The sequence below is a fragment of the Polynucleobacter sp. UB-Siik-W21 genome, assembly GCF_018687415.1.
GTDB lineage: Bacteria > Pseudomonadota > Gammaproteobacteria > Burkholderiales > Burkholderiaceae > Polynucleobacter.
In genome coordinates this window covers 1,251,940-1,270,773 of the sequence record NZ_CP061289.1, presented here as the reverse complement: position 1 = coordinate 1,270,773, position 18,834 = coordinate 1,251,940, and the positions used below count along the sequence as shown (strand labels likewise).

Annotated in this window: 13 protein-coding genes; 8 read left to right on the top strand and 5 right to left on the bottom strand. The window is 46.8% G+C overall.

Annotated features, from left to right (window positions below; all coding sequences use genetic code 11):
* Positions 1–7: 7 nt before the first annotated feature.
* The 5 genes from glnL (at position 8) to C2756_RS06600 (ending at position 5,474) form a co-directional block, all read left to right on the top strand.
* The gene (glnL, locus tag C2756_RS06620) at positions 8–1,129 is read left to right on the top strand and encodes a nitrogen regulation protein NR(II) (protein WP_371817099.1); all 1,122 of its coding nucleotides are present in this window, start codon (positions 8–10) and stop codon (positions 1,127–1,129) included.
* Positions 1,126–2,577, top strand: coding sequence for a nitrogen regulation protein NR(I) (ntrC, locus tag C2756_RS06615; protein WP_215318173.1), 1,452 nt, complete (start codon positions 1,126–1,128; stop codon positions 2,575–2,577). The genes glnL and ntrC overlap by 4 nt, the downstream gene beginning before the upstream one ends.
* A complete protein-coding gene (gene xth, locus C2756_RS06610; protein WP_215318171.1) occupies positions 2,570–3,418 on the top strand; it encodes an exodeoxyribonuclease III in 849 nt (282 codons plus the stop codon). The genes ntrC and xth overlap by 8 nt, the downstream gene beginning before the upstream one ends.
* Before the next feature lie 46 nt (positions 3,419–3,464).
* Positions 3,465–4,091: a glutathione S-transferase gene (locus C2756_RS06605; RefSeq protein WP_215318169.1), complete on the top strand. Its 627-nt coding sequence runs from the start codon at positions 3,465–3,467 to the stop codon at positions 4,089–4,091.
* 75 nt (positions 4,092–4,166) lie between these two features.
* A complete protein-coding gene (locus tag C2756_RS06600) occupies positions 4,167–5,474 on the top strand; it encodes an alpha/beta fold hydrolase (RefSeq protein ID WP_215318167.1) in 1,308 nt (435 codons plus the stop codon).
* 76 nt (positions 5,475–5,550) lie between these two features.
* Here the strand turns inward: C2756_RS06600 and C2756_RS06595 are convergent, their stop codons facing one another.
* From C2756_RS06595 to C2756_RS06580, 4 genes are read right to left on the bottom strand one after another with little or no spacing between them, the layout of a single operon-like run.
* Positions 5,551–7,677, bottom strand: coding sequence for a M3 family metallopeptidase (locus C2756_RS06595; RefSeq protein ID WP_215318166.1), 2,127 nt, complete (start codon positions 7,675–7,677; stop codon positions 5,551–5,553).
* A gap of 18 nt (positions 7,678–7,695) precedes the next feature.
* Positions 7,696–8,550 carry a bifunctional methylenetetrahydrofolate dehydrogenase/methenyltetrahydrofolate cyclohydrolase FolD gene (gene folD / locus C2756_RS06590; protein WP_215294884.1) on the bottom strand — a complete coding sequence of 285 codons (855 nt, stop codon included), beginning with the start codon at positions 8,548–8,550 and terminating at the stop codon, positions 7,696–7,698.
* 32 nt (positions 8,551–8,582) lie between these two features.
* Positions 8,583–9,230, bottom strand: coding sequence for a response regulator transcription factor (locus tag C2756_RS06585; RefSeq protein WP_215294883.1), 648 nt, complete (start codon positions 9,228–9,230; stop codon positions 8,583–8,585).
* Positions 9,231–9,266: 36 nt separating this feature from the next.
* A complete protein-coding gene (locus tag C2756_RS06580; RefSeq protein ID WP_215318164.1) occupies positions 9,267–11,783 on the bottom strand; it encodes a PAS domain-containing sensor histidine kinase in 2,517 nt (838 codons plus the stop codon).
* Positions 11,784–12,006: 223 nt separating this feature from the next.
* On the opposite strand from C2756_RS06580, the gene aceE reads away from it, so the two are divergent.
* Genes aceE through lpdA form a run of 3 tightly spaced genes read left to right on the top strand, consistent with a single transcriptional unit; the run spans position 12,007 to position 18,137 of the window.
* Complete coding sequence (gene aceE, locus C2756_RS06575) at positions 12,007–14,703, top strand: pyruvate dehydrogenase (acetyl-transferring), homodimeric type (protein ID WP_215318163.1); 2,697 nt, start codon at positions 12,007–12,009, stop codon at positions 14,701–14,703.
* A gap of 14 nt (positions 14,704–14,717) precedes the next feature.
* Complete coding sequence (gene aceF / locus C2756_RS06570; protein WP_215318161.1) at positions 14,718–16,343, top strand: dihydrolipoyllysine-residue acetyltransferase; 1,626 nt, start codon at positions 14,718–14,720, stop codon at positions 16,341–16,343.
* Between the two features lie 9 nt (positions 16,344–16,352).
* Positions 16,353–18,137: a dihydrolipoyl dehydrogenase gene (lpdA, locus tag C2756_RS06565; RefSeq protein WP_215318159.1), complete on the top strand. Its 1,785-nt coding sequence runs from the start codon at positions 16,353–16,355 to the stop codon at positions 18,135–18,137.
* 84 nt (positions 18,138–18,221) lie between these two features.
* On the opposite strand, the gene C2756_RS06560 is transcribed toward lpdA, so the two are convergent.
* Positions 18,222–18,596, bottom strand: a complete 375-nt coding sequence (locus tag C2756_RS06560) for a hypothetical protein (protein ID WP_216860830.1) — start codon at positions 18,594–18,596, stop codon at positions 18,222–18,224.
* Positions 18,597–18,834 lie beyond the last annotated feature (238 nt).

Here is an 18,834-nt window from a genome sequence, read left to right as displayed (position 1 = left end):
CGCAGGTTTGTTGCGCAATTCGTTCAAGGGAGCAGCTTCGGCTGCTCCTTTTTTTCCGACATTGCTCGATCAGATGCCCAATGCCATCGTGGTTTTTGAGGCGGAGAACCAACAATTGGTTTATGTGAATCCGGCTGCCGAGTCAGCTTTGGATCTCTCGCGTAAATCACTTGAGGGTCAATCTGTGTTCGACTTATTTGGTGATAACACGGCTCTGAATAGCATGATTACCGAAGTGAAGCTCGGCCATGTATCGGCTCAACGCCAAGAGATGGTCTTGCATTCCTTGCCAGGAAGTATTCACCAAGATTCTATTCCAGCTCACGTGGTAATCGCGGCCTTAGAAGATCCCGTTTTGATCATGATGGAATGGTTCCCCATTGATCAACAGTTGCGTAGTGAACGCGATGAGCGTGTGACGCAGCAAGTCGAAGCTAATAAACAGCTCATGCGCAATTTGGCACATGAGATTAAAAACCCATTAGGTGGTATTCGTGGGGCAGCTCAGCTCTTGGAGTTTGAGTTGTCTGAAAAAGGTTTGCATGAATACACGCAGGTCATTATCAAAGAGTCTGATCGTCTACAAACTTTAGTAGATCGTCTTTTAGCACCGCACCGTAAGGCTCATATTATGGAGGCCTTTAATGTCCACGAAGCACTGGAGCGAGTGCGGAGCTTGGTGTTGGCAGAGTTCCCTAAGGGCTTAAGGATTATTCGTAACTATGACACTAGCTTGCCTGATGTTATGGGGGATCGTGAGCAATTGATTCAGGCAGTACTTAATATTGTGCACAACGCAGCCCAAGCCCTTTCTGAAGAAATTACCCAGGGTGTTGCACAAATCGAATTAAAAACCCGGGTCGCTCGTTCCGTCACGATTGCGAAGCAACGCTATAAGTTAGCGATGGATCTGCACGTGATTGATAACGGCCCTGGTATTCCAGAAGAAATTATTGAACGCATCTTCTTCCCATTAGTTTCTGGGCGAGAAGGGGGTAGTGGTTTAGGTTTAACTTTAGCGCAAACCTTTGTTCAACAACACCGGGGCTTTATCGCTTGCGAAAGTCGCCCTGGACGTACCGATTTTCATATTCAAATTCCATACCGTAGGCAGGAGAAAACATCATGAAACCAATTTGGATCGTCGACGATGACCAATCAATTCGTTGGGTTTTAGAAAAAGCCTTAGCGCGAGAGAACATTCCGCATAAGAGCTTCTCTAACCCAAATGATGTGCTCAATGCCCTAGAGAAAGAGACCCCACAGGTGTTGATTTCTGACATTCGCATGCCGCGCGGTAATGGCTTGGATTTATTGCAACATGTCAAAGCGAGTCATCCCAACTTGCCCGTCATTATCATGACGGCTTATTCGGACTTAGATTCTGCGGTATCTTCATTCCAAGGCGGTGCATTTGAATATCTCACCAAACCGTTTGATATCGAGAAAGCAGTCGAGCTGATTCATCGTGCAGTAGAGCAGGGCATTCGCAGTGAGTCAGGCAACAAGGAACTTGGCGCTTGGAGACAAGAATCCACCGAGATTATTGGTCAAGCACCTGCAATGCAAGAGATCTTCCGTGCGATTGGTCGTTTGGCGCAATCCCATGCAACGGTCTTAATCACCGGTGAGTCTGGTGCAGGTAAAGAGCTGGTAGCCCACGCTTTGCATAAGCACAGCCCTAGAGCAAAAGGTCCTTTTATATCCTTAAGTACTTCTGCTGTTCCAAAAGACCTGCTTGAATCAGAGTTATTTGGTCATGAGCGTGGCGCTTTCCCAGGGGCGCAGACCTTGCGTCGGGGCCGCTTCGAGCAAGCAGACGGTGGCACATTGTTCTTAGGCGAGATTGGAGATCTACCATTCGACTTACAAACCAGACTCTTGCGTGTTTTGACCGATGGTCATTTCTATCGCCTCGGTGGCCAAGATCCGATTAAAGCGAATGTTCGCATCATTGCATCTACCCATCAGAATCTTGAGCAGCGAGTTGCCGCAGGATTCTTTCGCGAAGATTTGATGCATCGTCTTAATGTCATTCGTTTGCGCATGCCATCCTTACGTGAGCGTAGTGAAGACATTCCGATTTTGGCAAGACACTTCATGCTCACTTGTGCAAAGTCTTTAGGAGTCGAGCCTAAAAAACTGTCAGATGAAGTTCTGAAAGAAATGAGTGCGATGCCTTTTCCAGGCAATGTGCGTCAGCTTGAGAATCTCTGTCACTGGTTAACTGTGATGACCCCAGCCAGCGTCATTGGTGTAGGTGATCTTCCTGCAGATATTGTTGCCCAGGCTAGCGAGCAGCCTCTGGTGTTGCATGGTGAATCGTCGCTAAGCAGTCCTGCAACAGCTAAATCTAGTTCTGGTGATTGGGAGAGTGCTCTTGGTCGCTTGGCGGTCAAAATGCTACAGGATGGTGATAAAGAGGTTTACGATGCACTATGCTCACGTTTTGAGAAAGCGGTGTTGATGGCTGCCTTGGAGGTCACGCGGGGTCGTCGGGTTGAAGCCGCGCAGCGTCTGGGCATTGGACGTAATACCATTACCAGAAAATTGCAGGAACTGGGGATAGATGACTGATTCAATCCGAATTGCGGCGTGGAATGTGAATTCCTTAAAAGTTCGCCTGCCACACGTACTTCGTTGGTTACAAGATCAGGAAAAAAAGAAACAGCCGATAGATGGCTTGTGTTTGCAAGAGCTCAAACTCACGGATGATAAGTATCCCCATCAAGAGCTAGAGGCAGCGGGCTATCTGAGTCTCGCTGCCGGTCAAAAGACTTACAACGGTGTTGCCATTATTGTGCGCAAGGCTGCTTTGGCCTCGATTGCTTCTGATGCAGTCACTACGTTTTTAAAGCCCACCAGAAATATTCCTGATTATGAAGATGAGCAACAGCGTATCTTGGCGGCAACGATTCCATTTGCTGGAATGCAGCCTATCAGACTGATCTCAGCTTACTTTCCAAACGGACAGTCGCCAGATAGCGATAAGTTTGCCTACAAATTGAATTGGCTACATTCATTACAGACCTGGCTTACTCAGGAGCTGCAACAGAATACGCGTTTGGCTCTCTTAGGTGACTTCAACATCGCTCCAGCAGATGAAGATGTGCATGACCCTAAAGCATGGGAAGGGCAGAATCTGGTGTCCCCTCCAGAGCGTTATGCTTTTCAGGAGCTCTTGAAGCTTGGCATGAGCGATTCCTTCAGAATGTTTGAACAAGCACCTAAAACATTCAGTTGGTGGGACTATCGCATGATGGGCTTTAGAAGAAATGCTGGCATGCGTATCGATCATATTTTGCTAAGCGATGCTCTCAAAGAAAAGTGTAGTGCCAGCGTCGTTGATAAAGAGCCTAGAGCCTGGGAGCAGCCATCAGACCATGCCCCAGTGATTGCTGAGATCAAAAAAGCGTAAGAGCTGAATTCATCGTATCCAAAGCAAGTTGAATGGTGATGAACCCATGATGCCTATTTTGTATTCTTATCGACGATGTCCTTATGCCATGAGGGCACGTATGGCCTTGAAATACTCTGGCATTCAGTTTGAGCACAGAGAGATTGTTTTAAGAGATAAGCCCAAATCAATGCGGCTGTTATCGCCTAAAGCTACCGTACCCGTTTTTTGTGTGAACGACTTAGTGATTGATCAAAGTTTGGATATCATGCGATGGGCTTTGGATCAATCGGATCCAGATGGCTGGAAGACTGTGGATGAGCAGGCTGCGCAATCTTGGATTGAGAAAAATGATGGCCCCTTTAAAAAACGATTGGACCAATATAAATATCCGAATCGATATCCTGAGCTTGATCAAGGAGAAGTTCTTAGTGAAGTAATGGACTTAATGTTAAAACCTATGGAGGATGCACTACGGTCAGATCAATACTTGTTAGGCAACCGAATGACTTGGGTAGATATAGCTATCTTTCCGTTTATCAGACAATTTTCTATGGTCAACCCAAAAAGCTTTGAGGAAATGCCATTTCCCAATACCAAAAAATGGTTACACGATCACATTCAATCAGACTTATTTAATGCTGTGATGGAGAAGCATTCAGCTTGGATTGATTCAGAGATCAAGAAGACTTAGCTTAATCAAGCGAAGGTTTTAGTATAGTTACAGGCATTCATCCTATTAATAGAAAAATGTAGTGATAAGGCATTTATGAAAACATCAATCACCTCTTTAGTCCTTGCTACCTTGTTGGGATTGCTATCTTTAAGCGTATACGCTGATCTTCCTGTTCCCCCGTTTTATGAGGAAGTGATTAAGATGAGTCCTCAGGGCAAGCTGGGACAAATCCTGAAGAAGGAAAAGATCAAAACTTCGGTGAAGGGTGCGCAGGCTTGGAGGATTGCCTATATTTCCTCTGATATTGCAGAACGTAAGACGATCGCAACGGGTTTGATCGTAGCCCCTATTGGTCAAGCTCCCAAAGAGGGAAGGCCGATCTTGGCGTGGGCTCACGGCACAACAGGGTCAGCTCAAAATTGTGGCCCATCACAAATTACCAATCCCGCCTCTCCCTTGAACGAGTATTTCTTAATGGATGGGAACTCATGGACTGATTATGGTATTCCAAACATAGAGGAATTTATTAAAGAAGGCTACGTCATAGTTGCTACCGACTATCAAGGTCAAGGTGGCGGCAGTAAACACCAGTATGCTGTTGCTGGAACTAATGGTAGAGATGCCATCAACTCTGCAAGAGCGGCTAGCTCTATGAAAGAAGTTGGCGCTGGTAAGAAGACGATTATTTATGGCTGGTCACAAGGCGGTGGAGCAACAATTGCGGCTGCAAGTCTGCCGGACTATCAGGCTCTGAAGGGTACTGCTGCAGATAATTTGCAATACCTTGGGTTTGTTGCATTGGCGCCAGATGATATAGCAGCAATGCTTCCAAAATTGCCGGCTGATGAGTCGAGTGCTAATAAGCTGATGAATGAATTTACTCAGGCCAATATTCCGAATGTGTTTTTATTTGCGCATTATGTAATGGGCTTGTGGGGTGCCCAAGCCGCCAATCCTAATCTGAAATTAACAGATATTTTGACTGATGAAGGTGCAAAAGTAGTTAATCGGTTGGCCAGCAATAAATGTGTTCATGTGATGGCTGATACCTTCAACTTTGCTTATGGAGATCAATACAAGTCCCTCTTGAAGCCTACGGCTAGTAACTCCTTGGCATGGATAAAAGCATTTATTGATGGAAGTGTGAAGCCCGTGAAGCCGGTAGCACCAGTGGTGATTTATTGGGGCACAAAAGATACCGCTGTTCCACCTATCATGCATGAGCTCTATCAAAAGCAGATGTGCGCCATGGGTGCAAATGTAGGAAGAAACCAGTTACCTGGCGAGCAATCTCACTTTACAACTCCCGGTGTTTCAGCGCCAATGTATCTTGTTTGGGTGAAGGACCGCATTGCAGGTAAGCCATTAGAAAATGCATGCCCGCAACTAAGTCAAAAGTAATAATTTCAGCTCCTATAAGCTTACCTATTAAAACCACCCTTAGGTGTTTTTCATTTATCCAGTGCTTGCCTTGTCATTAAGCTAAACCACCATGACGTAATAAGGCATCGATACTTGGCTCCCGTCCGCGAAAGGCTTTGAAGGATTCAGCTGCAGGACGGCTACCGCCGACTTCTAAAATTTCTTCGCGATAACGTGACCCTGTCTTGGGATCAAGTACGGAGCCCGTGAGTTTGGCCGCCTCTTCAAAAGCGGAGTAGGCATCAGCAGATAGAACCTCAGCCCATTTATAGCTGTAGTAGCCAGCTGCATAGCCACCAGCAAAGATATGGCTGAAAGTATTGATCCACCGAGAGATCTCAGGCTGTGGAATCACATTAAAGTCAGCGGCAATCTTGCGGGAGAGTTCAAGCACAGCCTGTCCCTGCACACTCTTTGCATCAAAGTGAGAATGTAAGCGCCAATCGGTTAATGACATCACAATTTGACGTAAGGTCATTAAGCCATTTTGAAAATTCTTGGCAGCTAAAATCTTTTCAAATAATTCACGGGGCAATGGTTTGCCTGTTTCAACATGCGCAGTCATTTTCTCCAGGACTTCCCATTCCCAGCAGAAGTTCTCCATAAATTGACTAGGCAATTCCACAGCATCCCATTCAACGCCATTGATTCCTGAGACGCCTAGAGCGCTCACTTGAGTTAACAGATGGTGTAGACCATGACCACTTTCGTGGAATAGGGTAATCACATCATCATGGGTAATCGTGGGTTGACGCAATATGCCATTGACCTTCACTGGCGGTGCAAAGTTGCACACTAAATACGCAACCGGTATTTGAATTTCACCATTGGGTAGTTCTCTGCGGCCGCGGGCATCATCCATCCAGGCGCCACCACGTTTACCAGAGCGTGCATAAGGATCAAGGTAAAAATAAGCCACGATATTGCCTTTGGCATTCTTCACGGAGAATGACTGGACATCTGCATGCCAGGTTGGCAAGTCAGCCGCCTCAATCTTGACACCGAAGAGCGTTTGAATCACGCCAAATAATCCATCCAATACTTTAGGCAGTGGGAAGTATTGCTTAAGCTCGTTTTCAGAAAATGAATAGCGCTCTTGTTTCAAGCGTTCAGCTGCAAATGCCGTATCCCAAGGCTGAACACCATCAATGAGACCCAGTTCAGTTTTCGCAAATGCACAAAGCTCATCCCAATCCCGTTGGGCATACGGTTTTGATTTATTGGCAAAGTTTGTTAAGAAGAGATCTACTTCATCAACCGTATTAGCCATTTTGGGAGCTAAGCTCAGCGCTGCGAAATTAGCAAAGCCGAGCATGCGCGCTTCTTCATCACGCAGGCGCAATTGATCAAGCATATTCTGAGTATTGTCCCAAGCAACATTGCCCTTGGCGTATTGCGGACCAAGCTCAGAAGAGCGGGTGACATAAGCTTCATACATTAGGCGGCGTAGTTCTCGATTTTCGGAGTACTGCATGATTGGGTAATAGGAGGGGAAGTGCAGGGTAAAAGCCCAACCCTTTAAGCCCTTTTGTTGGGCGGTATCGGCTGCTGCTGCTTTAACATCTTCTGGTAAACCGATGAGATCAGATGCATTGCTGACAAGATGAACGAAACCATCGGTTGCATCTAAGACGTGATCTGAAAACGCTTTTCCTAAAATAGCCTGCTCGTCTTGGATTTGAGCAAAGCGGGGTTTATCGGCATCATTGAGTTCAGCGCCACCAAGCCGAAAGTCTCTTAATGAGTTCTCAATCACTTTCTTTTGCGCGCGATTAAGCTTAGTAAACTCAGGACCTTTGCTGAGCTCTTTAAATTTTTGATACAGCGCTAAGTTCTGTCCGAGGTTAGAAAAAAATGCAGTCACGTCTGGAAGCATCGCTCCGTAGGCAGCTCTTAACTCAGGAGTATCCGCCACACTATTGAGGTGAGAGATCACGCTCCAAGATCTTCCTAAGGATTCTGTTGCATCCTCTAATGGTTCAGCAAGATCATCCCAGGTTGCAAGTGTATTGGGATTAGTGGCAAGATCCACTGCATCTTGAGCGTGTTTGAGTAGAAACTCAATCGCTGGCGTGATGTGTTCTGGCTTAATTTCAGAGTAAGCGGCAATACCCCGACCAAAAGTCAGGAGTGGATTATTTTGTAATGCAGGTGGCAGGGATGCAGAGAGGGATGTATTCATCCCTCTAGCTTAATGGATCTAGGGCTTGGCTGCTTTTTCAGCTGCCTCTAAAGTGTTCATTAAGAGCATGGTGATTGTCATAGGGCCGACGCCACCAGGAACGGGGGTAATCCAGCCGGCGATATATTTGGCCGCATCGAAATCCACGTCGCCGCAAAGCTTCCCGTCGGGTAGGCGATTGATGCCAACGTCAATTACTACGGCACCGGTTTTGACCATATCTCCAGAAACCATTTTGGGTTTTCCGGTAGCTACTACCAGGATGTCGGCATCTTTAGTGTGGTGAGCCAGATCCCGTGTTTTGCTATTACAAATAGTCACGGTTGCCCCGGCTTGTAATAACAACATCGCCATGGGTTTGCCGACGATATTGGAGGCGCCAACAATCACTGCCCGTGCCCCTCGAATAGGGTAATCAATACTCTCCAGAATCTTCATGCAACCATAAGGAGTGCAGGGTTTGAATGCAGGTTGGCCGACCATTAAAGCGCCAGCATTGGCTACATGGAAGCCGTCCACATCTTTTTCTGGGGCAATAGCTTCTAGTACACGCTCAGAGGCAATGTGTTCCGGTAGAGGTAGTTGCACCAAGATGCCATGAATCGCAGGGTCAGCATTTAAGGTAGCAATACGAGCCAGTAATTCTTCTTCGCCTAATTCGGCGGAGTAGCGCTCTAATACAGAATGAAAACCTACATCTTCACAGGCCTTCACTTTATTGCGGACATAGACTTGGCTAGCTGGATTGTCACCCACAACGATCACGGCTAAACCAGGGCGAACACCTTTAGCAGTAACGATCGCACCACGGGCAGCAATTTCTGCGCGCAGTTTTTTAGAGAGGGCGTTTCCGTCGAGTAATTGAGCAGGCATTACAGGTGAATATTAAAGTAAGGATGAATACATTAATTCGGTTGTGGGTCGGACAAGGCAAGGCGTAATAGGTCGGCAACTGTATTGACGTTGAGCTTTTCCATAATGTTGGCGCGGTGTGCTTCAACAGTTTTAATGGAGATGCCAAGGTCATCTGCAATCTGCTTATTCAGGCGCCCAGCAACAATACGCTCTAACACTTGACGCTCACGCCCCGTCAGCTTGCTAAGTAAACTTTGGGTAATCTTGCGCTGGCTTGCTTGTGAGTAATCCACGCGTGCTTTAGCGAGCATGCGATCGACTAAGCTGCAGAGATCATTTTCTTTAAATGGTTTTTCAATAAAATCTACTGCACCACGTTTCATAGTGGAGACCGCCATAGAGACATCGCCATGACCTGTGATGAAGGCAACTGGCATCGGTAAATTTTCACTAATGAGACGCTCTTGTAATTCGAGGCCAGACATACCGGGCATGCGCACATCCAAAATAGCGCAGGAGATAGTGGACTTATCAGTACTCTGTAACGATTGCAAGAAACGTTCAGCACTGGCATGACAACGCACTATATAACCATTGCTTTCCAGAAGCCAGGTCAGAGAATCACGCACTGCTTCGTCATCGTCGACAACGTAGACAACTTCTGCCTGGGTTGGTTTGGTGCTGGTACTAAGGTTCATATCGGGTCTCGCAAGGTGATTCAATTAGTGCAATGATTAAACATTACCCGAAGTTTCAGGAGATTCCAGGGGTAGAAGTATTGTAAAGGTGCAGCCAGCCAGCTTGGTATGTTCCGCATCCATGATATTGACCGCCCAAAGTCGGCCATGGTGGGATTCAATAATAGAGCGGCAAATATTGAGACCCATGCCCATGCCATCGGATTTAGTGCTAAAAAAGGGCTCAAACATGCGTTGGGAGACTGATTTTGGGATTCCAGCTCCGCCATCACTCACCTGAATACGCAGCATTGCTGGAAAAATACTGGTATCCAGATCAGCGCTGATTTTGACGGGAGCAGCGGACCAACGAGAAGAAAGGGGATAAGCCTCCCTCGTGCTATCTAGGCCATTTTTCAGTAGGTTGACTAAAACCTGCAGGATTAAGACGGGATCAACATCTACCGCAGGAAGGTTTTCACTGATTTGAGAAATAATGGTTAGGCGATGGCGATGCGCCTCAATTTCGACTAGCCCAACAGCATCGTTAATAATTTCGCTAATGGCAGTCAATTTACTTTGCGGCTCGCTGCGTTTTACAAATCCTCGAATGCGCTGAATGATGGTGCCTGCGCGATGAGCCTGTTCAGATGCTTTCTCAAGCGCTGGCAGGATATCTTTGGTGAGTACGGGATCTAGATTACCTTCTAAACGTTTAGCGACCCCCATGCAATAGTTGGAGATCGCTGAGAGTGGTTGGTTTAACTCATGCGCGAGAGAGGATGCCATCTCACCCATCGTAGTTAAGCGGCTCGTAAACTGCATACGCTCTTCTTGCTGGCGTGCTAAATCATCTGCCTCTTTACGCATCGTAATATCGGTAGCAATCAAGAGTTGCGCAAGGCGCCCATCAACCCAGGGAATAAAGCGCCTTCTGACTTCGTACCATTTATTACTGCCGTCACTTAATTGAATTTCTTCCGACTCAGACTCTTGATATAAAAATGAGGTCGGAATGCCTGGAGGGGAGTCTTGTAAATCTTCCGCGACATCGTGCAAGGTCTCCAGGTTATTCGCATTACCTGCTAACTGAAAGTGACCCTTTGAGTCATCCCCAAAATTTTCTCGGTAGAAGCGATTGGCAAATAAGAGATGATCGTTTTCAAGGTCAAGCACAGAAACGGCAGCATCCAAACCCTCAAGCACAGTAACAAAGCGTTCCTGTGATGCAGCCAACTCTTCTCGGATCTTCTTCGGTTCGGAAATATCAATTAAGGAAGTAACCCAACCCGTTTGCGTTCCTTTTTCATTAATGAGGGGAGCAATAAAAGTGCGAGTCTCAATCAGAGAGCCATCACGGTGCAAAACGACTCCCTCAATACCAGTTTTCATCCCCGATTCCATTTTCAGGGCGCGATTCATTTTTTCTACGAGCTCATCGCGTCTAGAGTCGGGCCAGAAGGGGAAGGGCGGCATCAGGCCAATCAGTTCTTTTGACGACCAGCCAGTCATCTCACAAAAGGCTCGGTTCACATAGGTAATGCGCTTTTCCATATCGTGCGCACGGATGCCGACTGGTGTGGAATTTTCCATGGCATTACGAAAGCTGGTTTCAGTCCGTAAATTAGCCTCAGCTTCTTGACGCACTTGCATCTGCTTAAGGACAGACCACAAACTCCAAATAACGAAAGCAGAAAGACCTAAGACCACACCAATTAACATTCGGAAAGTCAGATTGGTCGGTGGAGGATAGGTGTCAATTCGTAAGACTAGGTTTGGACTTAATACGCCGATGTCTAAACTCGTTTGATTGCTAAAAGCTCTTTTGGGTGTATCTCGATCGGAGGATATGGATAAGACCCTGTCGTTATCTGTCAGCAAGGTGAAGCGATAGTGTGCTTTGAGCTCATTGGGGATGACATCTAAAATGCCCTGGGTGGTATACAGTGCGGCTAAGAAACCGATGGCTTGACCACCAACAATATTAGGAGCCACTTGCCAGAAGACGGTTCTTCTATCCTTGGCGAGAGATTCCTCGCTCGGTAAGTTAAGTGAAATGAACTGACTAAAAGCAGTCCTGCTCGTCACTCGGCTAAGCTCTATTGCATTTGTGAGGCCCTCATTTACTGCCCGCTCATTTTGTGTTTTGCTAATCCAGTCAGTTTTAGGGTTGTTTGCTGGGGCGGTCCATTGATAAGAGTTATCAGCATTAAGCCAAATGATTTTGACAATCTCATGATTATTGAGCACTAAATCATCGGATTGCTCGCGCACTAGTTGTTTTAACTTTGCATCTTCGCTACTCGCAGCAATTTCACGATTAATCGTATTTAAAGAGTCAGCATTGTTTACAAAGCGTAATTGAATACGTTGTTTGGCAAAAGAGAGCTCTCTAAATAGGGCAGATTCTTGTTGTCCTTTTTCCTGCAAATGGAGCGTACCCAAAATAATGCCCATTACTGCGGTAAACAGCACGATTGCTAGCAGGGGGGTGTAAACGAGCCTAAATCCCCGGATTTTGCGTAACCAGTTAACAGGGGCGAGGAGCAATCTTAGAAAAGCAGGATATTTCATAGGAATTAACCCATTTTGCCCTATGAGGATGCCTAAACAGGAATTTAGCCGATCCTATGTGATTCTATTTGCGATGCAATAAAATCTCATATTATGAGAAATATTATCATTATGTGGAAAATTGCTTGTTTACACCCATATACCTTCCTAAAATGTTGTCTATAAAGTAAATAACTATTGTTGATTTGAATGAATTAAACGAAATAACTATTGGAGATAAGTTATGGCCGCAGTTCCTGAGCAAGTGTTAGGCAAACAAAATCTTCAGGATGCTGATCCTGGCGAGACACAAGAGTGGTTGCAGGCCTTAGATGGTGTCATCCATAACGAAGGTCCGCAGCGTGCTGCTTATCTCATCGATCAACAAATTTCTCATGCACGAGTCAATGGTGTAGATCAACCCTTCCATGCAGAGACGCCTTACATCAATACGATTCCCGTTGAGAATCAAGCCCGCTTGCCTGGCGATCAAAATGTTGAACACCGGATTCGTTCCTATACCCGTTGGAATGCGATGGCCATGGTGCTGCGTGCAAATAAAGACACCAATGTTGGTGGACATATTTCTTCCTTCCAGTCAGCTGCTACTTTGTATGACGTTGGTTACAACCATTTCTGGCATGCCCCATCACCAGAGCATGGTGGCGATCTGATCTTTGTCCAGGGACACTCCGCCCCTGGCGTTTATGCCCGCGCTTATATGTTGGGTCGTTTATCAGACGGTCAACTGGATAACTTCCGTCAAGAGGTTGGCGGTAAAGGGATCTCTAGTTACCCGCACCCATGGTTGATGCCAGACTTTTGGCAGTTCCCAACGGTGTCGATGGGTCTTGGTCCAATCATGGCGATATATCAAGCACGCTTCATGAAATATTTAAGAGACCGTGGCTTTATTCAAGAGCAAGGTCGTAAGGTTTGGGCTTTCTTAGGTGATGGTGAAACGGATGAACCAGAATCTTTAGGTGCCATCGGCATGGCTGGTCGTGAGAAGTTAGATAACTTGATTTTTGTAGTGAACTGTAACTTGCAGCGCTTAGATGGACCAGTGCGTGGTAACGGAAAAATTATTCAAGAACTCGAGAGTGAATTCCGCGGCTCTGGCTGGAATGTCATCAAAGTCGTGTGGGGTGGTCAGTGGGATGCTTTATTTGCCCGTGATAAGAAGGGTATTTTGATGCAACGTCTCGGCGAGATCGTTGACGGCCAATATCAAACGATGAAGGCCAAGAATGGTGCTTATGTCCGTGAGATCGTATTTAATACCCCAGAACTCAAAGCCCTAGTCAGCGACTGGAGTGATGATGAGATCTGGCAACTGAATCGTGGCGGCCATGATCCCCATAAAGTGTATGCAGCATTTCATGCGGCGGTAAATCATAAAGATCAGCCAACGGTCATTTTGGCTCACACCATTAAAGGCTACGGTATGGGCGGCTCCGGTGAGGCGATGAACATTGCACACCAAGCCAAGAAAATGAATGATGACGATGTGCGTCGCTTCCGTGATCGCTTTGAGATCCCGGTGAAGGATGAGCAACTCGACGAGATGCCCTTGGTCAAGTTTGCTGAAGGTAGCCCTGAGCTTGAGTATATGAAAGCCCGTCGCCAAGAGTTGGGTGGTTATTTGCCGCAACGTCGTGCGAAAGCCGAAAGCTTGCCGGTACCTAAATTGGATGCATTTACACCCTTACTAGAAGCAACCGCTGAAGGCCGTGAGATTTCTACCACGATGGCTTTTGTTCGGATGCTCAATACGGTGGTGCGGGATAAGACGATTGGCAAGCGCGTTGTGCCTATCGTTCCCGATGAGTCACGGACTTTTGGTATGGAAGGTATGTTCCGTCAATTGGGTATTTGGAATCAACTGGGTCAGCTATATACGCCAGAAGATCATGATCAATTGATGTTCTACAAAGAGGATAAGACTGGTCAGATCTTGCAAGAGGGTATTAATGAGGCGGGCGGTATGTGCGATTGGATTGCCGCCGCAACTTCTTACTCTACCCATGGCGTTCCCATGTTGCCGTTTTATATTTTCTATTCCATGTTTGGTTTCCAGCGGATTGGCGACTTAGCATGGGCTGCAGGTGATATGCGCAGCCGTGGCTTCTTGCTCGGCGGCACTGCAGGTAGAACCACCTTGAATGGCGAAGGCTTGCAACACGAAGATGGTCATAGTCATCTGTGGAGTGCTGCAGTTCCAAATTGCATTAGCTATGACCCAACTTTTGCGTTTGAGTTAGCAGTAGTGATTCAAGATGGCATGCGTCGTATGCTCGAGGTTCAGGAGGACGTCTATTACTACGTCACCTTGATGAATGAGAACTACACTCATCCAGCAATGCCAAAAGGGGCAGAAAAAGACATCATTAAGGGCATGTATAAGCTTAAGTCGGTTGGTGACGCTAAGGCAAAATTACGTGTGCAACTGCTCGGTTCAGGAACCATCTTCCGTGAAGTGATTGAAGCAACTGAAATCTTGCACAAAGATTGGGGAGTGTCATCTGACTTGTGGGGTTGCCCAAGCTTTACGGAATTAGGTCGCGATTGGAATACGGTTCACCGTGCCAATCTCTTGAACCCGACCGCAGCACCAGCACTCTCACACGTTGAGAAGTGTTTAAAAGATACCACGGGGCCCGTCATTGCTGCTACAGACTATGTGCGTATGTTTGCTGAGCAAATTCGTCCGGCTATTCAGCATATGGATCGCCGTTATGAAGTATTGGGTACAGACGGTTTTGGTCGCTCCGATACCCGTGAAAAACTCCGCGACTTCTTTGAAGTTGATCGTCGCTGGGTAGTGATCACTGCTTTGCGATCTTTGGTTGATGCTGGTCAGCTTGATCGTCAAAAATTAGCTGAGGCCATCAAAAAATACGGCATTGACACTGCTAAACCAAACCCAATGACGGTTTAATACGAGATTAATTCATGAGTCAAATTATTGAAATCAAAGTACCGGACATTGGTGATTACAAGGATGTGCCGGTCATCGAGGTCCTGGTTAAAGCAGGTGACAAGGTTGAGAAAGAACAATCTATTGTTGTGCTTGAGTCTGATAAAGCCACGATGGATGTGCCATCGTCTCACTCTGGTGTAGTGAAAGAGGTGAAGGTCAAAGTGGGTGATAGCCTCTCTGAGGGCGCAATCGTCATGACCTTGGAAGAGGGCACAGCGGTCTCGGTACCTGCTTCTAATCCTGCTCCTGCAGCAGCTAGTAAAACTGCGTCTGCACCAGTAAGCGCGAGTAGCAGTGGTAGTAGCGCTCCAATTGAAATCAAAGTGCCTGACATTGGTGACTATAAAGACGTGCCTGTCATCGAAGTGTTAGTGAAGGCAGGCGATCGGATTGAGAAGGAACAATCTATAGTTGTGCTCGAGTCTGATAAAGCGACGATGGATGTGCCATCATCACAAGCCGGCATTGTTAAAGAAGTGAAGATCAAGGTAGGTGATAACCTCTCTGAAGGCTCAGTGGTACTTATTCTGGAAGGCGGATCAGGAGCTGTTACGGCACCTGTAGCTGCAGTATCTGCACCAGCAGCACCAGCTATAAAAGCGGTTGAACCACCGATTGCAAGAGCGCCAGCGCCTCCTCCAAAGAGCAATCCGCCGCCTCCTGTGGATGGAGCTATGAGTCACGCTAGCCCTTCAGTGCGTAAGTTTGCACGTGAGCTTGGCGTAACGATTACCCAGGTAAAAGGTTCCGGTCCCAAAGGACGCATCACTCAAGAAGATGTTCAAGCTTTTGTCAAAGCGGCGATGAGTGGTGGTGCTGGAAGTTCTAGTGCAGCTGCAGCCTTAAGTGGTGGAAGCTTGGGTGGTCTGAATTTGATTCCATGGCCGAAAGTGGATTTCACAAAATTTGGTGAGATTGAACGTCAACCACTCAATCGTATTAAGAAACTCACTGCAGCTAATTTGGCACGTAACTGGGTCATGATTCCTGCTGTGACTTATCACGAGGACGCAGATATCACTGATCTAGAAGCCTTCCGTGTCATGACCAATAAAGACAATGAGAAGAAGGGCGTCAAGATCACCATGCTGGCTTTCTTAATGAAGGCTGCGGTCGCTGCGTTGAAAAAACATCCTGAGTTCAACAGCTCACTCGATGGTGATGATTTGATCCTCAAAAAGTATTTCAATATTGGTTTTGCTGCAGATACTCCAACGGGTTTGGTGGTGCCAGTCATCAAAGACGCTGATAAGAAAGGGATCTTTGAGCTTGCCAAAGAAACTTCTGAATTAGCAGCACTTGCCCGTGAAGGGAGGTTGAAGCCAGATCAAATGCAAGGAGCGAGTTTTACGATTTCATCGTTAGGCGGCATCGGCGGAACTTCTTTCTCACCTATTGTGAATGCTCCTGAAGTGGCGATTTTGGGCGTGAGTAAAGCAGCAATGAAACCAGTATGGGATGGTAAGCAGTTTGTGCCACGTCTTATTTGCCCCTTGTCACTTTCTGCAGATCATCGTGTGATCGATGGAGCGTTGGCAACACGCTTTACTGTCTATATTGCTCAACTACTAGCCGACTTCCGTCGCGCTACGCTGTAAGGAGGATCTATGGCTAAGCAAATGATCCTCGTTCCGGATATTGGTGATTACTCAGATGTGCCGGTGATTGAAGTATTAGTAAAAGTGGGTGATGTGATTGAGAAAGAGCAGCCATTGCTTGTACTTGAATCCGATAAAGCAACTATGGAAGTGCCTGCAGACGCTGCTGGAACAGTGACTAGTATCTCAGTGAAGCTGGGCGATAAAGTGAGCAAAGGTACTGTAATTGCTGAGATTGAAGCAAGTGCTGCAACGGCAGCGCCTGCTGCAAAACCAACTCCTTTGGCACCAGCACCTGCTGCGGCAACAGCAGCCATTGCTCCTGCCCCAAAAGCGGGTCAATACAACGGCAAGGTTGATCACGAATGCGAGGTACTAGTGCTCGGTGCCGGGCCTGGTGGTTACAGTGCGGCATTTCGAAGTGCGGACCTGGGTATGAACACTCTATTGATTGAGCGTTACGCTACTTTAGGTGGTGTGTGCTTAAACGTAGGCTGTATTCCATCTAAAGCATTACTCCATACAACCTCCGTGATGGATGAAGTAAAAACCATGGCAAAGCATGGCATCACATTTGGTGCGCCTAAGATTGAGATTGATCAATTGCGTGGTTATAAAGAATCTGTCATCGCAAAGTTGACTGGTGGATTAGCTGGTATGGCTAAGGCCCGCAAAGTAAAAGTAGTGCGTGGTTTAGGCCGTTTTTTGGATGCAAACCATGTTGAAGTGGAGTTAACAAATGGTGCTGGCCAAGACCTCACTGGTCAAAAGGAAGTTGTGCGTTTTCAGAAGGCGATCATCGCTGCAGGTAGTCAGCCAGTGAAGTTGCCTTTCTTGCCAGAGGACCCGCGCATTGTCGATAGTACGGGTGCGCTGTTACTGACTAGTATTCCAAAAAGAATGTTGGTAATTGGTGGTGGCATTATCGGTTTAGAGATGGCGACTGTTTATAGTACTCTGGGCTCACGCATCGATATTGCAGAAATGATGGATGGCCTGATGGCTGGAGCTGACCGTGATTTGGAGAAGGTCTGGGAGAAGTTCAATGCCGGACGTTTTGAAAAGATCATGCTCAAGACGCGCGCTGCTAAAGCTGAAGTGAAGCCCGATGGAATTCAAGTGAGCTTCGAGGGTGAGAATGCACCTGCGCAGCCACAGACTTATGACTTAGTGCTCGTTGCCGTGGGACGTACGCCAAACGGTAAGAAGATTGCTGCAGATAAGGCAGGCGTTCAAGTGGATGAGCGAGGCTTTATTCCGGTCGATAAACGAATGCGCACCAATGTTGCCAATATTTTTGCGATTGGTGACTTAGTGGGTCAGCCGATGTTGGCTCACAAGGCAGTGCATGAAGGTCACGTTGCCGCAGAAGCTGCAGCAGGTGAGAAGTCTTACTTTGATGCTAAACAAATTCCATCGGTTGCTTACACCGATCCTGAAGTAGCTTGGGCTGGTTTGACTGAAGAACAATGCAAGGCACAGGGTATCGCCTATGAGAAAGGTTTATTCCCATGGGCAGCTAGTGGCCGTGCGATTGCTAACGGTCGTGATGAAGGTTTTACGAAGCTCATCTTTGACGCTAATACGCATCGCATTATTGGTGGCGGTATTGTAGGCACTCATGCCGGTGATTTGATTGGTGAAGTTTGTCTTGCCATTGAGATGGGCGCTGATGCTGTAGATATTGGTAAAACCATTCATCCACACCCAACCCTGGGCGAGTCAGTCGGCTTGGCTGCCGAGGCGGCGCATGGCCATTGCACGGACCTACCCCCAGTGAAGAAGAAGGCTTAAAAATACTAGCCACTCTGAAGCAGTATCCAAAAAAGCCCTGAGAGATCGGGGCTTTTACATTTGTGACACCAGTGAACAGGAATCTTATGAAATGAATTCTGCTCTAAGCTCTCGAATGCGCTCATCCACATAGTAGCCACCACATTCCGTATATCGAAGGTATTTAGATCGACAATGCTTACATTCGTACACGTCAGACTTGTTGTAAGGATGAAAGGTGATGGAGATGGGGGCATCCTTAGACCAGATCGTGGTTCCTTTGGGATGATCTTCCTCCCAGCACTCTGGCGCATTCTCGATCCTCAGGGTTCCTATGCACTCTAGAGAATTAGTGATGAATCCACCCGGGATGCTTTCCCAGCCTTGGCAGTTGAGCGACTGACAGTCAGAACATTTATCCTCAGGATCAAAACTCTGGGCAATGAATAATAATTCTTCTCGATTGAGGCTTTTGGTCATTTCAAGGCTTTTTATATAGAAATGCGCTGAGTGAGGGGTATGTAAGGTATATTTTTACTAAAGAATAGATCTTAGCCTATGCCTTATTTAGCTAGGCAAAGAAAGAGGGAATATAAAAAAATGAAGAGACAGTTATTTCTGGGGATTAGCCTTTGCTTATTGCTATCAGTGCTCAATGTAAAAGCTCAGAGTTCATATCCGTGCCCAACCATTAAATTTGTCTCGCCATATCCACCCG

Excerpts from the sequence above, each read along its gene's own strand:
- ntrC (WP_215318173.1), top strand. The coding sequence starts at position 1,126 with ATGAAACCAATTTGGATCGTCGACGATGACCAATCAATTCGTTGGGTT.
- C2756_RS06580 (WP_215318164.1), bottom strand. The coding sequence starts at position 11,783 with ATGAAATATCCTGCTTTTCTAAGATTGCTCCTCGCCCCTGTTAACTGG.
- C2756_RS06585 (WP_215294883.1), bottom strand. The coding sequence starts at position 9,230 with ATGAACCTTAGTACCAGCACCAAACCAACCCAGGCAGAAGTTGTCTAC.
- folD (WP_215294884.1), bottom strand. The coding sequence starts at position 8,550 with ATGCCTGCTCAATTACTCGACGGAAACGCCCTCTCTAAAAAACTGCGC.
- aceE (WP_215318163.1), top strand. The coding sequence starts at position 12,007 with ATGGCCGCAGTTCCTGAGCAAGTGTTAGGCAAACAAAATCTTCAGGAT.
- C2756_RS06600 (WP_215318167.1), top strand. The coding sequence starts at position 4,167 with ATGAAAACATCAATCACCTCTTTAGTCCTTGCTACCTTGTTGGGATTG.
- C2756_RS06605 (WP_215318169.1), top strand. The coding sequence starts at position 3,465 with ATGATGCCTATTTTGTATTCTTATCGACGATGTCCTTATGCCATGAGG.
- C2756_RS06595 (WP_215318166.1), bottom strand. The coding sequence starts at position 7,677 with ATGAATACATCCCTCTCTGCATCCCTGCCACCTGCATTACAAAATAAT.
- aceF (WP_215318161.1), top strand. The coding sequence starts at position 14,718 with ATGAGTCAAATTATTGAAATCAAAGTACCGGACATTGGTGATTACAAG.
- xth (WP_215318171.1), top strand. The coding sequence starts at position 2,570 with ATGACTGATTCAATCCGAATTGCGGCGTGGAATGTGAATTCCTTAAAA.
- C2756_RS06560 (WP_216860830.1), bottom strand. The coding sequence starts at position 18,596 with ATGACCAAAAGCCTCAATCGAGAAGAATTATTATTCATTGCCCAGAGT.
- lpdA (WP_215318159.1), top strand. The coding sequence starts at position 16,353 with ATGGCTAAGCAAATGATCCTCGTTCCGGATATTGGTGATTACTCAGAT.